This window comes from Streptomyces sp. ID05-39B (assembly GCF_033794725.1).
In the GTDB taxonomy this organism is placed as follows: domain Bacteria; phylum Actinomycetota; class Actinomycetes; order Streptomycetales; family Streptomycetaceae; genus Streptomyces; species Streptomyces bobili.
Window position 1 is genome coordinate 1 of record NZ_JARGEF010000186.1, and the last position, 14,901, is coordinate 14,901.

Here is a 14,901-nt window from a genome sequence, read left to right on the forward strand (position 1 = left end):
TCCCACAACTGCCGGCGCAGCCACTCCGGCCAGAACCGCTGCTGCTGGCGGGGCTGCTGCACCATCCGTCCGAGGCGGAGAGCCTCCAGGATCTGCTGACCGACCATTTCGCGCGGCCGGACCGGGAGCGGCCCTGGCCGGAGTTCTGGCAGTTGCAGCAGCGGTTCTGGCCGGAGTGGCTGCGCCGGCAGTTGTGGGAGCCGCTGTTCCTGGCGGCGCTGGCGGCCGGGGCGTGGGGGGCGTCGCGCGGGCCGCGGCGGGCGTTCGGCGTCCTCGTGGCCGGCGCCGCGTCCACGGGGGTGCTCACGCAGGCCGGGCATCCCGACATCGCCATCTGGGGCGAGCGGCTGATCGTGCTGGCGTGGCTGCTGCCGGTGCTCGGGGTGCCGCTGCTGCTGGAACCCCTGGTACGGGGCCGGGTGGCCCTGCCGGCGCAGGAACGACCGAATCGGACTCACTCGATGAGGTGACAAAGGCACGGCCGTTGACGCGGGCGGGAACATACCGCCAATGCCCCTCTTTGTTCCGGTCCGATGAGCGTCGGCGTCCTCACCCGCCGTCCGGCACGCGGCGCGACGGCACTGTACGGCGGGCGCACCTGGCGTCCGAGCCCCTACCAGGTCTTCGGGTTCCTGTTCTGGCTGGTCATGTCGCTGTCGTACTGGCGGTTGCCGCTGTGCTGCGACGCCGGACAGCACGCGGCGGTCGTCGAGCGGCTGCGGGCCGACCTGCTCTCCCCGCGCCATCCGACGGGCGACCTGCCGGGCGCGGGCAGCCCCTACTACTCGCCGTACGCGGTGGCGCAGGGCGTGTTCGCGCGGCTGACCGGGCTGTCGGGCTGGGACGTGCTGCGGGTCGCCGGGCCGGTGAACCTGATGGTGCTGCTGACCGGCATCGGCCGCTTCACGCGCGTGCTCACAGCGCGCCCGTGGGCCCCGGTGCTGGCGCTGGCGGCGATGACCCTGCTGTGGGGCACGGAACGGGCCTGGTGGAGCGGCTATCTCGGCCTGATGTCGATGACCGGCAACCTCGGCTATCCGTCGGCCTTCGCCATCGGTCTCGCCTTCTGGGCGTGGGCCTGGACGGCCGCGCACGCGCGTGACGCGCGGGCGGTGCGGTTCGTGGGCCCCAACGGGCTGCGCGGCCTCACCGGGTACGCCGTGCTCGGCGCGCTCTACGGCGTCATCGTGCTGGTGCACCCGATCACGGCGGTCGGGGCGGTGACCGGCGGCGTGGCCATCGCGGCGGGCCTGCAGCGCGGACGGCGCCCGGCGGTGCTGCTGCGCTGGGCCCTCACGGGCACGACAGCCCTGCTGACCGCTCTCGCATGGCCGTACTTCGACGTGTTCGCGCTGGCCACGGACAACAGCGTCGACGCAATGCACCGACGGCTGTACGACGGGCTCGCCGGGCATTTCTGGCTGGCCCTGCTGGGCGTACCGGCGCTGTGGCTGCGGGGCCGCAGGAACGGCGTCCGCGATCCGCTGGTGCTGATGTTCGCCCTGGACTGCCTGGTGGTGGCCTACGGCTGGTTCAGCGGCCACTACACCTACGGGCGCATCCTCGGACTCACGCTGGTGCCGCTGCAGTTCGCGCTCGCCGTGGAACTGGCGGTGCCCCGGCCGTGGGGCGCGGGGCGGCGAGTGCTGGGTGCCGTCACGGCGGCCGCGGCCTGCGCCGGCTTCCTCACCGTGCAGGCCGGGGCGGTGGTCCCGCGCGCGCTGGACCCGGTCGGCTTCGCCCAGCCGCCGCACTGGCCGTCGTACGACTGGGCCGCGCGGCACATGGCGCCCGGCGAGGTGGTGATCACCGACGGGTACTACGCCGTCCACCTGATCGCCGGGTACGGGCCGAACCTCGCCGCCCCCGCCTGGCCCGACGCGGCCCTGGACGAGCGGGAGCGGCTGCGGCGGCTCGCCGACGTGCGCGCCTATCTCGCCCCGGAGTCGACCCGCGCCGAGCGGTCGGCGATCGTGCGCCGCCATCACGTCCGCTGGCTGCTGCTCACGCGCTGGCACCGGGTGCCCGAGGAGGCCGTGGTGGTGGCGTGGAGCCGGCGGACGGGAGAGGTGCTGGCGCGGGTCGGTCCCTGAGGACGGTCACCCGGTGACGCCGGTGGGCGGCACGGTCGCTCGGTGACGCCGGTCCGCGGGACGGTCACTCGGTGACTCGGTCCGGGTGAGCGTTACTCGATGACGAGGTCGACCTCGATGTTGCCGCGGGTGGCGTTGGAGTACGGGCAGACCTGGTGGGCCTGCTCGACCAGCTTGCGGCCGGTCGCCTCGTCCACGCTCTCGGGCAGCTCGACGCGGAGGGCGACCTTCAGGCCGAAGCCCTCGCCCTGCTTGCCTATGCCGACCTCGGCGGTCACGGCCGCGTCGGACAGGTCGACCTTGGCCTGGCGGCCGACCAGGCCGAGGGCGCTGCCGAAGCAGGCCGCGTACCCGGCGGCGAAGAGCTGCTCGGGGTTGGTGCCCTGACCGTTGCCGCCCAGTTCCACCGGCATGGCCAGTCCGAGGTCGATCTTGCCGTCGGAGGAGACGGTGCGGCCCTCGCGGCCGTGGGTGGCGGTGGCGACTGCGGTGTAGAGCGCGTCCATGGATGAACCATCCCTCTCGAAAAGTCTGCGTTCGGGGAGTGGCCCGCCCCCACGCTGTTCGCGTCCGGGCGGCCTCACGACGACGAGTAGAGCACACAATTCAGTTGCACACAACTAAATGGCTCGCAGGGGCTACCCTGGAGGCATGACCCCGATGTCGACCCCCGCCGCTGCCGCCGCCGGCTCGGAGGAGAACTGGCTCCGCCTGGACAGCCAGATCTGCTTCTCCCTCCAGGCCGCCTCACGCGCCTTCAACGGCGTCTACCGCGTGATCCTGAAGGACCTCGGGCTCACCTACCCCCAGTACCTGGTGATGCTCGTCCTCTGGGAGGAGGGCGAGCTGCCCGTCAAGAAGCTGGGCGAGCACCTGCGCCTGGACTCCGGCACGCTCTCGCCGCTGCTGAAGCGGCTGGAGTCGGCCGGCCTGGTGCGCCGCGAGCGCAGCGCCCGCGACGAGCGCTCGGTGGAGGTCCGGCTGACCGAGGAGGGCACCGCCCTGCGTGAGCGCGCGGTGCGGGTGCCGCGCCGGATCGTCGCCGCGACCGGCCTCGACCTGCGGGAGATCGGCGAGCTGCGGGAACGCCTCGACCAGCTCACCAGCGCGCTGGACACGGCAGCCCTGGAGGAGGAGCTGGGCGACGCGGGGTGAACGGGGCCGGCCGGTGACCGGGGGGCCGGGTGTGAACGAGGGCCGAGGCTGAACAGGGCCGACGGTGGCCGCAGGGTCGACGGGGGCCGAGGGGCCGAGGGGCCGAGGGGCCGACCACAGTCCCTGCGGGCGGGCGCAGTGCCTGCTTCACTGGTTCCCGAGGCAGACTCACCACTCACCGACGAGGGGGAGATCAGGACATGACCTGGCTGGTCACGGGCGGCGCCGGCTACATCGGGGCGCACGTCGTACGGGCGATGACCGAGGCGGGCGAGCGTGCGGTGGTGTACGACGACCTGTCCACCGGCGTGGCCGAGCGCGTACCGGCCGGCGTGCCGCTCGTGGTGGGCTCGACGCTGGACGGCCCGCTGGTCTCCCGCACCCTCGCCGAGCACGCCGTCACCGGGGTCGTCCATCTGGCGGGGAAGAAGCAGGTCGGCGAGTCGGTACAGCTGCCCCTGCACTACTACCGGGAGAACGTGGAGGGACTGCGCGTCCTCCTGGAAGCGGTCACCGCCGCCGGGGTTCCGTCGTTCGTGTTCTCCTCCTCGGCCGCCGTCTACGGCATGCCGGACGTGGACCTGGTCACGGAGGAGACCCCGTGCGCGCCGATCTCCCCCTACGGCGAGACCAAGCTGGCCGGGGAGTGGCTGGTCCGCGCGACCGGCCGGGCCACCGGGCTGTCCACGGCCTCGCTGCGCTACTTCAACGTGGCCGGCACGGCGAGCCCAGAGCTGGCCGACACCGGCGTGTCCAACCTAATCCCCATGGTCTTCGAGCGCCTCACCCAGGACGCGGCGCCCCGCATCTTCGGCGACGACTACGCCACGCCCGACGGGACCTGTGTGCGGGACTACATCCACGTGGTCGACCTCGCGGAGGCACACGTGGCCGCCGCGCACTCCCTCCGGGCCTCTCCCGGGCACACCCTCACCCTCAACATCGGCCGCGGGGAGGGCGTCTCCGTCCGCGAGATGATCGACCGCGTCAACGCCGTCACCGGCTACGACCGGCCCCCCACGGTCACCCCACGCCGCCCCGGCGACCCGGCCCGCGTGGTCGCCTCCGCCGACCGCATCGCCGCGGAGCTGGGCTGGAAGGCCAAGCTCGACGTCCAGGACATGATCGTCTCGGCCTGGGAGGGGTGGGTACGACTGCATCCGGAGGCGGCCCTGGACTGAGCCTTCGCCGCGCCGACGGTCGTGGAGTCACGGCCACGGCGGCTCGAAGGCCGGCCGGGCCAGGCCGGAACCGTCCTGCGCAGGTCGGCCATCGGGCTGCGCCCGCGCCGATTCGGCAGGCTGAGCGCCGCGTTACGCCGCGCGGGAGTCGATCCGGCCCTCGCGGGCCGGCGCCGCCTGGTCGCTGCCGCTTGACGGCCGGGTGCTGCTGGTGGCCGCCTGCGGACGCGCCGCCCTCACCCCGCGCCGCCCTCACCCCGCGTCGACTCACCCCGCTGTCCGGCGTCTCCAAGTCCACAGCCGCCCGGATCGCGGACCACCTCGGACCACCCGGCAGATCGTCGAGGGGGAGCTCGCGATACCCAGGCCTCAGCCGCCTCTCGCGCACCGCGACAGGATCGCACCTGGCCGCGACCGCGCTCACGGATGTCCTCATGCTTCAGGCACCCCCCGCTTCGCTGGTGAAGCCCAAGGTGCTTCTGGCGGCGTTGAGAGGCCCCAAGCGGCCACAGCTCGACGGTCCGCCGCTTTCGCCCGCCGAGCGCGCAGTATTGAGTGGTTCCTACCTGAGTGCCGTTGTCGATGGTGACTAACCGGCAGGCCAGCGCATCATGGCCCGCTTGACGGCCCCCGAAGCCGAGTGACGAAGAACAACCCCTCGTGGCTACGCGTTGTTCAGGTAGGCCAGTACGGCCAGGACCCTGCGGTGGCCGCTGTCGCTCTGCGGGAGGCCCAGCTTCAGGAAGACGTTGCCGATGTGCTTGCTCACCGAGCGTTCGGTGATGACGAGGGCCGTGGCGATGGTGGTGTTGTCGCGGCCCTCGGCCACGAGCTTGAGCACCTCGCGTCCCCCGGGGTGAGCAGGTCCGGGGGCGAGTCCTTGCGGCGGGACATCAGCTCGGTGACGACCTCCGGGCCCAGCACCGTACCGCCGGAGGCGACCCGCTCCACGGCGTCGAGGAACTCGTCCGCCCGGCCGACCCGGTCCTTCAGCAGACAGCCGACCCCGCTCGCGCCGCCGCCGAGCAGCTCGGCGGCGTAGGACTCCTCGACGTACTGGGACAGCACCAGGACCGGCAGGCCCGGGATGCGCTCCCGTGCCTCCAGGGCGGCGCGCAGCCCCTCGTCGCGGAAGCCGGGCGGCATGCGCACGTCCAGCACGGCCACGTCGGGCCGGTGCTCCAGGAGCGCCGGCAGGATCTTTGGGCCCAAGCCGGCGACCGCCCGCACCTCGTGCCCGGCGGACGTCAGCAGCAGGACGAGGCCTCTCTCAGCAGGGCGTTGTCCTCCGCCAGTACGACTCTCCTGCCACCCTCGACTCCGGTTACGGCCTGCCGAGCCCCGCCGCTCACAGCACCTTGATCGCTTCGGCGGTGGCCTTCGCCAGCGCGCCCAGATATCCCTTGGGCAGCTTCGGGCTGCGGATCACCACCGAACGCCAGTAGAGCGGACCGGAGATCAGATCGAGCGCCAGCTCGTCGTCCAGGTCCCCACGCACCTCGCCGCGCTGCGTCGCCGCCGCCACGATCTTCAGCGCGACGCCCTCCTGCCCGTCCCGCAGCGCCTTCTGCACGGCCTCGGCGATCTCCGGGTTGCGGGCCGCCTCGGCCTGGAGGTCCGGGATGATCTGCGAGGCCACCGGATGCCGCAGCGCCCGTGACGTCACCTCGTACAGCACCCGCAGATCGCCTTCGAGGCTCCCCGTGTCGGGGGCGGGCAGGCCCTGTACGGCGATCGCCGAGACGACGTCCAGGACCAGGTGCAGCTTGGAGCGCCAGCGCCGGTACACGGCCGTCTTGCCGACGCCGGCGCGGCGGGCGATGCCCTCGATGGACATCCGGGCGTAGCCGACGGTCGCCAGCTCCTCGAACACGGCCGCCCGGATGGCCTCCGTCACGTCCTCACGCAGAACGGCCGCTCCCGCGGGGGTCCGGCGGCGAGGACGCGTCTGGGGCCCGTCGGCGTTCGTCGTCATACGGACCAGCATAGGGCGCGAGGACGATACGGGCCCGTCCCTACGCAATAGGGCATGGCGTCGCGACGAAACGGTGCCGTCGTCACGTGATCGGCCCGTGCCGGTCCTCACGGGAGCCGCCCGTGCCGGAGCCGCACCCCGTCCGCCCACCGTCGGGACGCAGCGGTCTCGTCCCGGCGTGGGAACAGATCGGCTCCCCGGCGTCCCCCGGTCTCGTTGCCGCGCCGGTACGGTCGCCGCCGCAACGAACGCACGCTGCCGTAACGACGAAACGGTTGCGTTCCGACGCCTGCTCGGCCTACGCTCACGTTGCGACGATACGGTGCCGTCCCGACGTAAGAGAACGTGAGAGAGAAACGTGCGGAAACGTCGGCGGACGGCGGGGGAACCGGACGCGCGCACCCCCGCCCCCCGAGTGAAAGCAGCGGATGTGAGTCAGGTCCTCCACACACCGCCTCAGGCACGGGCCGAGGTCCATGAAGACCTCGCGGCCCTCGCGGCCCGGCATGGCCTCTCGGTCAGCGGCGCCCGCCCCTCCCTGCCGGCCTACCTCCGCCGGCTGTGGGCCCGCAGACACTTCATCACCGCGTTCGCCACGGCCAAGCTCACCTCGCAGTACAGCCAGGCGAAGCTGGGCCAGGTCTGGCAGGTGATGACCCCGCTGCTGAACGCGGCCGTGTACTACTTCGTCTTCGGCGTGCTGCTCCAGACCAAACAGAACGTGCCGGACTACATTGCCTTCCTGGTCACGGGGGTGTTCATCTGGACGTTCACGCAGAGCTCGATCATGGCGGGCACCAAGGCGATCTCGGGCAACATCGGCCTGGTGCGGGCGCTGCACTTCCCCCGGGCCGCGCTGCCGCTCTCGTTCTGCCTCCAGCAACTGCAGCAGCTGCTGTTCTCGATGGCCGCCCTGGTGCTGATCCTGCTCGTCGTGGGGGTGCCGCCGGCCCTGTCCTGGCTGCTCGCGGTCCCGGTGCTGCTGCTCCAGTTCACGTTCAACGCGGGCGTCTCGATGATCCTGGCGCGGCTCGGCGCGAAGACCCCGGACATCGCCCAGCTGATGCCGTTCGTCCTGCGCACGTGGATGTACGTCTCGGGCGTGATGTGGAGCATCGACATCATGCTCAGCAAGCACAGCGACCTGCCGGCCTGGGTCGCCGACGTGCTGCGGGCCAACCCGACGGCCGTCTACATCGACCTGATGCGGTTCGCCCTGATCGACAGCTTCCACGCCGGCAACCTCCCGCCGCACGTGTGGGCGACCGCCATCGGCTGGGCGCTGCTGGCGGGCGTCGGAGGCTTCATCTACTTCTGGAAGGCTGAGGAGACGTACGGCCGTGGCTGACAACGCAACGCTCACCGACATCAACGACGTCACAACCGCCACCGGCACCGCCGACGAGCGGATCCCCACCGTCATCGCCGACCGCGTCGACATCGTCTACCGGGTCAACGGCACCACCGGAGGCCGCGGTTCCGCCACCGCCGCCCTGAACCGCATCGTGCGCCGCAAGAAGACCGAGAAGGCGGCGGGCGTGCGCACGGTGCACGCCGTCAGGAACGTCACCTTCGTGGCGTACAGGGGCGAGGCGATCGGCCTGATCGGCACCAACGGTTCGGGCAAGTCGACACTGCTCAAGGCGGTCGCGGGTCTGCTGCCGGTGGAGAACGGCAAGATCTACACCGATGGCCAGCCGTCCCTCCTGGGCGTCAACGCGGCCCTGATGAGCGACCTGACCGGCGAACGCAACGTCCACCTCGGCGGCCTGGCCATGGGCATGACGCGGGAGCAGATCAAAGAGCGCTACCAGGAGATCGTCGACTTCTCCGGCATCAACGACAAGGGCGACTTCATCTCCCTGCCCATGCGCACCTACTCCTCCGGCATGGGCTCCAGGCTGCGGTTCTCCATCGCCGCCGCCAAGGACCACGACGTCCTCCTCATCGACGAGGCGCTGGCCACCGGCGACGCGAAGTTCCGCCAGCGGTCGGCGGAGCGCATCCGCGCGATGCGCGAGCACGCCGGCACCGTCTTCCTGGTCAGCCACAGCAACAGCTCGATCCGCGAGACCTGCGAGCGGGTCCTGTGGCTGGAGCGCGGCGAACTGCGCATGGACGGCCCGACCGAAGAGGTCCTCAAGGAGTACGAGGCGTTCACCGAGCCCAAGAAGAAGCGCTGACGCCCCGCACGCACGCCATCAGGGGCGACAAGGGGGTGCCCCCGAGCCACACCGGCTCGGGGGCACCCCCTTCTCCCGTCCTACGAGTGCGTCCTACGAGTACGTCCTACGAGTGCGTCCTACGAGTGCGTCCGCAGCAGCGTCCGCATGGTGCGCATCGCCACCGACAGGTTGGCCAGATCGAAGGTCTCCGAACCCTGGATCTCCTCCAGCGTGGTGCGCGCCCGTCCCAGGATCGCCGCGTTCTTCTGCTCCCACGCCTTGAAGCGCTGCTCGGGCGTCGAGGTGCCGTTGCCGACGGCCAGGACGTCCGCGGTGAGCGCCGCGTGGGCCGCGTACAGGTCCTCGCGGATGGAGGCCCGGGCCATGGACTGCCAGCGGTCGGCCCGCGGCAGCTCGATGATGCGGTCCATGAGCCGGCTGATGTGCAGCCGGTCGGCGAGGTCGTAGTACACCTCGGCGACGTCCAGCGGGTCGCGGCCCATGCGGTCGGCCACCGACACGATGTCGAGGGCGGGGAACACCGACGAGAACCCGGCGACCCGGCCCGCGACCTCGTGGGGCACGCCGGAGCCGGTCAGCTCGTCGGAGATCTGCTGCCACCACTCCAGGTCCGCACCGCGCAGCAGGTTCGTCAGCTGCCCCCAGACCTGCTCGACACGGTCGGCGAAGAACTCGACGGTCTCGGCGAGTTCCACCGGCTGCGGCCGGTTGTTGAGCAGCCAGCGCGTACCGCGCTCGACCAGCCGGCGCGAGTGCAGCCGGATCCGGGTCTGGACGGCGGCCTCGACCTGGTTGTCGAGGGCCTCGACCGCGTCCCACACGGGCGCCGAGCGGAAGATCGCCCGCGCCGCGGTCTGCGCCCGCACGATCTCCTCCAGCGAGGCACCGGTCTCCTCCCGCAAACGGTGCAGGTAGGTCGTACCGCCGGTGTTGACGGTGTCGTTGACCAGGACCGTCGTGGTGATCTCGCGGCGCAGCGGGTGGTTCTCGATCTGCTCGGCGAACCGCTCGCGCAGCGCCGTCGGGAAGTAGGCGTACAGCAGCCCGCGCAGGTAGGGGTCCTCGGGCAGCGAGGTGTGCAGCAGCTCGTCCGACACCGTGATCTTCGTGTACGCCATGAGGACGGCCGTCTCCGGCCCGGTCAGACCCTGGCCGGAGCCGAGGCGCTCACGGATCTGCCGGTCGGTGGGCAGGAACTCCAGCGCCCGGTCGAGGTGGCCCGCGCGGACCAGGTGACGCATGAAGCGCTGCTGGGCGTGGAGCATGTCCTTGGACTGGGCGAGGGCGTTCGCGATGGCGGTGTTCTGCGCGTAGTTGTTGCGCAGGACGAGCCCGCCGACCTCGTCGGTCATCTCGGCGAGCAGCTTGTTGCGCTGCTTGACCGTCATGTCGCCCTCGGTGACCAGGCCGTTGAGCAGGATCTTGATGTTCACCTCGTGGTCGGAGGTGTCCACGCCCGCGCTGTTGTCGATGGCATCGGTGTTGATCTTTCCGCCGGCGCGCGCGTACTCGATCCGGCCGAGCTGGGTCAGGCCCAGGTTGCCGCCCTCGCCGACGACCTGGGCGCGCAGGTCGGCGCCGTCCACGCGGATGGCGTCGTTGGCCTTGTCGCCGACGTCCGCGTTCGACTCCGCCGACGACTTCACGTACGTACCGATGCCGCCGTTCCACAGCAGGTCCACCGGCGCCTTGAGGATGGCCTTCATCAGGTCGGCCGGGGTCATCTTGGCGACCTTCTCCTCGATGCCGAGGGCCGCCCGGATGTGCGCGTTGACGGGGATCGCCTTCGCCGTGCGCGGGAAGACGCCACCGCCCGCGGACAGCAGCGCAGTGTCGTAGTCGGCCCAGCTGGAGCGGGGCAGCTCGAACAGGCGGCGGCGCTCGGCGTAGGAGGCCGCCGCGTCGGGCTCGGGGTCGATGAAGATGTGCCGGTGGTCGAAGGCGGCGACGAGCCGGATGTGCTCGGAGAGCAGCATGCCGTTGCCGAACACGTCACCGGACATGTCCCCGATGCCGACGACGGTGAAGTCCTCGACCTGTGTGTTCACGCCCAGCTCGCGGAAGTGCCGCTTCACGGACTCCCAGGCGCCGCGCGCGGTGATGCCCATCGCCTTGTGGTCGTAGCCCGCGGAGCCACCGGAGGCGAAGGCGTCGCCGAGCCAGAAGTCGTAGGACTGCGCGACCTCGTTGGCGATGTCGGAGAACGTCGCCGTGCCCTTGTCGGCGGCGACCACCAGGTAGGTGTCGTCCTCGTCGTGGCGGACGACGTCGGCCGGCGGCACGACCTCCCCGGCGACCATGTTGTCGGTGATGTCGAGCAGCGCCGAGATGAACGTCTTGTAACTGGCGATGCCCTCGGCGAGCCACGCGTCCCGGTCGACGGCCGGGTCCGGCAGCTGCTTGGCGACGAAGCCGCCCTTGGCGCCGACCGGCACGATGACGGTGTTCTTCACCATCTGCGCCTTGACCAGCCCGAGGACCTCGGTACGGAAGTCCTCACGCCGGTCGGACCAGCGCAGACCACCGCGCGCGACCTTCCCGAACCGCAGGTGGACGCCCTCCACCTGCGGCGAGTACACCCAGATCTCAAACGCGGGGCGCGGCGCCGGCAGGTCGGGGATGGCCTGCGGGTCGAACTTCATCGACACGTAGTCGTGCGGGACGCCGCCCGCGGTGTGCTGGAAGAAGCTGGTGCGCAGGGTCGCCTTGATGACGGTGAGGAAGGACCGCAGGATCCGGTCCTCGTCGAGGGAGGCCACCTGGTCGAGGGCGGCTTCCAGCTCCTCCAGGAGGGCGTCGGTGATCTCCAGCCCGGCGCGCTGCCGGTCCGGCGACATCCGCGCCTCGAACAGCGAGACCAGCAGCCGCGTGGTGTGCACGTTCGTGCGGAGGGTGTCCTCCATGTAGTCCTGGCTGAAGGTCGAACCGGCCTGGCGCAGGTACTTCGCGTACGCCCGCAGCACCATCGCCTGCCGCCAGGTCAGCCCGGCGCTCAGCACGAGGGCGTTGAAGCTGTCGTTCTCCGCCTTCCCGGTCCAGGTGGCGGCGAACGCCTCCTGGAACCGCTCACGCCCGTCGTCACCGAGATGGTCACCGGTGCCGCCGCCCAGCGACTTCGGCAGCCGCAGACCGAAGTCGTAGATCCAGGCGACACTGCGATCCGAACAGCGCAGTTCGTACGGCCGCTCGTCGATGACCTCGACGCCGAGGCGGTTGAGCACCGGCAGCACCGCCGACAGGGAGATCGCGTCGCCCTTGCGGTAGATCTTGAAACGGCGCTCGTCGGGGGCGGCACCCACCGGCTCGTACAGGCTCAGCGAGAAGTTCTGCTCCTCCGTGAGCCGCTCGATGTGGACGAGGTCGGCGACCGCGGAGCGCGGGGTGTGGTCGGCCTTGTAACCCTCGGGGAACGCGTTGTTGTAGCGGCGCAGCAGCTCCGCCGTCCGCTCCTCGCCGAGTTCGGCGTTGAGCGCGTCCTGGAAGGCGTCGGCCCAGGAGCGGGCCGCCTCGACGAGACGTGCCTCGATGCGCTCCTTGTCGCTGTCGGACAGCTCCGGCAGCTCGGTGCCCTGCGGGACCCGGACGACGAAGTGCAGCCGGGACAGGATCGACTCGGTGTTCCAGGCGGTGAAGTCGACGCTGGTGCCGCCCAGTTCCTCCTTGAGGATGTCGATGATCCGCAGCCGCACGCCCGTGGTGTAGCGGTCGCGGGGCAGGTAGACGAGGGCGGAGTAGTAGCGGCCGTACTCGTCCTGGCGCAGGTAGAGCCGCAGCCGGCGCCGCTCCTGGAGGTAGAGCACGGACGTGACGATCGCGCGCAGTTCGCCGACCGGCGTCTGGAACAGCTCGTCGCGCGGGTAGGTCTCCATGATCTGGAGCAGGTCGCGCCCGTCGTGACTGTTGGGCGAGAAGCCGGCGCCCTTCAGCACCTGGTCGACCTTGCGCCGCACGACCGGCACCCGCAGCACGGACTCGGTGTAGGCGGCGGAGGAGAACAGTCCGAGGAAGCGGCGCTCACCGACGACGTTCCCCTCGGCGTCGAACTTCTTGACGCCGATGTAGTCCAGGTACGACGGCCGGTGAACCGTCGAGCGGCTGTTGGCCTTGGTCAGGATGAGCAGCTTGTGCTCGCGCGCCTTGGCACGGGCGTCGGCGGGGAGCCGCTCGAAGGAGGGGCTGACGGGGTGGGCGTCGCCCTCGGCGTGATGCGGGTCGGAGCGCAGGATGCCGAGCCCGGTGCCGGGGACGGCCGCGAGGGAGTCGTCCCCGCGCAGCTCGTACTCGCGGTAGCCGAGGAAGGTGAAGTGGTTGTCGGCCAGCCAGCGCAGCAGCTCGCGGGCCTCCTCCACCTCGGGGGAGGCCAGGTCGCCGGGCACGGACTCGCGCGGCAGGTCGTCGGCGATCCGCAGAGCGGCGTCGCGCATCTTCTCCCAGTCCTCGACGGCCTCACGGGCGTCGGACAGGACACGCAGCAGATCGGCGGTGATCTGCTTGAGGTCGGCGCGGTCGCTCTCGCGGTCCGTCTCGACATGGATCCAGGACTCGATGTGCGCGTCGTGCGGCAGGTCGGCGGCGGACGGGGGCGCCTTGAGCACCTCGACGAGCCTGCCGGTGACGTCCCGGCGGACGACGACCTGCGGGTGGATCACGAGGTGGATCCCGCGGCCCTGCCGGGTCAGCTCGTTCGTCACGGAGTCCACGAGGAACGGCATGTCGTCGGTGACGACCTCGACGACCGAGTGGCTGCACGTCCAGCCGTTCTCCTCGACGGTCGGCGTGTGCACGCGTACGTTCGCCGTTCCCTGCGGCCGGTTCTCGGCCAGCCGGTAGTGCGAGAAAGCCGCTCCGAAGACGTCGACCGGGTCGCGGTCGGTGAGGTCCTCCGGGGCGGTGTGCAGGTAGTAGCGCTGGAGGAACGACAGCACGGACGCGTGGTCCGGTGTGCCCGGGATCCCCGGACCGCCCTCGCCCGTCGTCCCGGTCGGTAGGTGACCCCCGACCGGACTGTTCTCAGCGACCCGGGCCGCCCGTTCGAGCAGCTCGGCCTTGGCTTCGTCCAGCTTGGTCTGCATTGTCCTCTGGCTCCTGTCGCGCGCCGTTGCGTGACGTAGAAGGAAGTACGGTCTCTCCCCCTGCGGCTCGACGCCACGGCCCGGGGTCTCCGGGCTGCTCCGACGCTATGCCGCAGGATGTGAGAGGCGCGGGGATATCGACCATTCCCGACGTGCCCCACAGGTGTGACGCTGCTCTCCGCGTCGCCTGCTCATGGGGTGTGTACGGCGTCCTGGGGGCCCTGGTGGCCCCGTCCCGCCCGCGGGGATCGGCGACGGACGCCCGGCTGCGGATGTCGTCCGCACGCGCCGGGCGCGGGGCAGGGGCAACCTCACCCCCGCGAGCTATCGCGCTGATCACGCCACCAGGCTATCGCTCCTCACCCGGGGCCCGTCATGAGCCGTATGTGTACAAAACCGGGGGGTGAAGTTTGACGTTCTGCACAGCGGTGCAGAGGGGGGCGGTGTGTGAAGGGGCGGGGGCGCACGGAAGCCCGGAAGAGGGCGAAAAGTCGACGCCCGCCCCGGCCCCCGGCACTCTTGAAGCGACCCACCTCTTGGCAGGGGCGCCCGCAAGAGGCAGGTTGCCCATGGAGAGCGCCCGCCCGAGAGGAGCCGCCCGGCATGACCACGAAGATCCTCATCGTCACCGGCGACGCAGCGGAGTCTCTGGAAGTCCTCTACCCCTACCAGCGCCTGCGCGAGGAGGGCTACGAGGTCCACATCGCCGCCCCCGCCCGCAAGCAGCTCCGCTTCGTCGTCCACGACTTCGAGCCCGGCTTCGACACCTACACCGAGAAGCCCGGCTACACCTGGCCCGCCGACCTCGCCTTCTCCGAGGTCGACCCCGGAGAGTACGCCGCCGTCGTGATCCCCGGCGGCCGCGCCCCCGAGTACCTGCGCAACGACCCCGAGCTGCGCAAGATCCTCAAGGCCTTCTTCGACACGGACAAGCCGGTCGCCCAGATCTGTCACGGCCCGCTGCTGACGGCCGCGGTGGACGGCCTCACGGGCCGCCGTGTCACGGCCTACCCGGCGCTGGAACTCGACATGCAGGCCGCCGGCGCGACCTTCCAGGACACGGAGGCGGTCGTCGACGACATGCTGGTCTCCTCCCGGGCCTGGCCGGACCACCCGGCGTGGATGCGCGAGTTCCTGAAGGTGCTGCGCACCAAGGCACCGGTGACCTGATCCCCACGGCACGGCCGGGCTCGACGGTGCGGCACCCCGGGCGGTGCGGCGCCCCGGCCGTGCGGCGCC

9 protein-coding genes and 2 pseudogenes are annotated in these 14,901 nt (G+C 71.1%); 7 read left to right on the top strand and 4 right to left on the bottom strand.

Annotated features, from left to right (window positions below; genetic code table 11):
* Positions 1-470, top strand: a pseudogene (locus P1P75_RS30170) (hypothetical protein); the annotation flags it as partial.
* 63 nt (positions 471-533) lie between these two features.
* Entirely contained in the window at positions 534-2,093 is a 1,560-nt protein-coding gene (locus tag P1P75_RS30175) for a hypothetical protein (RefSeq protein WP_319261365.1), read from the top strand.
* 92 nt (positions 2,094-2,185) lie between these two features.
* Here P1P75_RS30175 and P1P75_RS30180 read toward each other — a convergent pair whose 3' ends face one another.
* Positions 2,186-2,599 (bottom strand): organic hydroperoxide resistance protein, encoded by a 414-nt coding sequence (locus tag P1P75_RS30180; protein ID WP_086772188.1) that lies wholly within the window; start codon positions 2,597-2,599, stop codon positions 2,186-2,188.
* A gap of 145 nt (positions 2,600-2,744) precedes the next feature.
* On the opposite strand from P1P75_RS30180, the gene P1P75_RS30185 reads away from it, so the two are divergent.
* Entirely contained in the window at positions 2,745-3,248 is a 504-nt protein-coding gene (locus P1P75_RS30185; protein WP_319261369.1) for a MarR family transcriptional regulator, read from the top strand.
* A gap of 200 nt (positions 3,249-3,448) precedes the next feature.
* Entirely contained in the window at positions 3,449-4,429 is a 981-nt protein-coding gene (galE, locus tag P1P75_RS30190) for a UDP-glucose 4-epimerase GalE (RefSeq protein WP_319261372.1), read from the top strand.
* Between the two features lie 664 nt (positions 4,430-5,093).
* Here the strand turns inward: galE and P1P75_RS30195 are convergent.
* Both P1P75_RS30195 and P1P75_RS30200 read right to left on the bottom strand, forming a co-directional pair.
* A pseudogene (locus P1P75_RS30195) lies at positions 5,094-5,781 on the bottom strand (response regulator).
* Positions 5,778-6,404: a TetR/AcrR family transcriptional regulator gene (locus P1P75_RS30200; RefSeq protein ID WP_319261374.1), complete on the bottom strand. Its 627-nt coding sequence runs from the start codon at positions 6,402-6,404 to the stop codon at positions 5,778-5,780. Before P1P75_RS30200 ends, P1P75_RS30195 begins: the two are co-directional and overlap by 4 nt.
* A 430-nt stretch (positions 6,405-6,834) precedes the next feature.
* On the opposite strand from P1P75_RS30200, the gene P1P75_RS30205 reads away from it, so the two are divergent.
* Both P1P75_RS30205 and P1P75_RS30210 read left to right on the top strand, forming a co-directional pair.
* Positions 6,835-7,752, top strand: a complete 918-nt coding sequence (locus P1P75_RS30205; protein WP_319261376.1) for an ABC transporter permease — start codon at positions 6,835-6,837, stop codon at positions 7,750-7,752.
* 19 nt (positions 7,753-7,771) lie between these two features.
* Positions 7,772-8,587 (top strand): ABC transporter ATP-binding protein, encoded by an 816-nt coding sequence (locus P1P75_RS30210; RefSeq protein WP_319261389.1) that lies wholly within the window; start codon positions 7,772-7,774, stop codon positions 8,585-8,587.
* Positions 8,588-8,706: 119 nt separating this feature from the next.
* On the opposite strand, the gene P1P75_RS30215 is transcribed toward P1P75_RS30210, so the two are convergent.
* Positions 8,707-13,662, bottom strand: coding sequence for an NAD-glutamate dehydrogenase (locus tag P1P75_RS30215; RefSeq protein WP_319261378.1), 4,956 nt, complete (start codon positions 13,660-13,662; stop codon positions 8,707-8,709).
* A gap of 603 nt (positions 13,663-14,265) precedes the next feature.
* Here P1P75_RS30215 and P1P75_RS30220 point away from each other — a divergent pair.
* A complete protein-coding gene (locus P1P75_RS30220) occupies positions 14,266-14,832 on the top strand; it encodes a DJ-1/PfpI family protein (protein ID WP_319261381.1) in 567 nt (188 codons plus the stop codon).
* Positions 14,833-14,901: the final 69 nt, after the last annotated feature.

Bases quoted from the DNA above. Each gene is read 5' to 3' on its own strand.
- P1P75_RS30175 (WP_319261365.1), top strand. From the start codon at position 534: ATGAGCGTCGGCGTCCTCACCCGCCGTCCGGCACGCGGCGCGACGGCA.
- P1P75_RS30180 (WP_086772188.1), bottom strand. From the start codon at position 2,599: ATGGACGCGCTCTACACCGCAGTCGCCACCGCCACCCACGGCCGCGAG.
- galE (WP_319261372.1), top strand. From the start codon at position 3,449: ATGACCTGGCTGGTCACGGGCGGCGCCGGCTACATCGGGGCGCACGTC.
- P1P75_RS30185 (WP_319261369.1), top strand. From the start codon at position 2,745: ATGACCCCGATGTCGACCCCCGCCGCTGCCGCCGCCGGCTCGGAGGAG.
- P1P75_RS30220 (WP_319261381.1), top strand. From the start codon at position 14,266: ATGACCACGAAGATCCTCATCGTCACCGGCGACGCAGCGGAGTCTCTG.
- P1P75_RS30215 (WP_319261378.1), bottom strand. From the start codon at position 13,662: ATGCAGACCAAGCTGGACGAAGCCAAGGCCGAGCTGCTCGAACGGGCG.
- P1P75_RS30200 (WP_319261374.1), bottom strand. From the start codon at position 6,404: ATGACGACGAACGCCGACGGGCCCCAGACGCGTCCTCGCCGCCGGACC.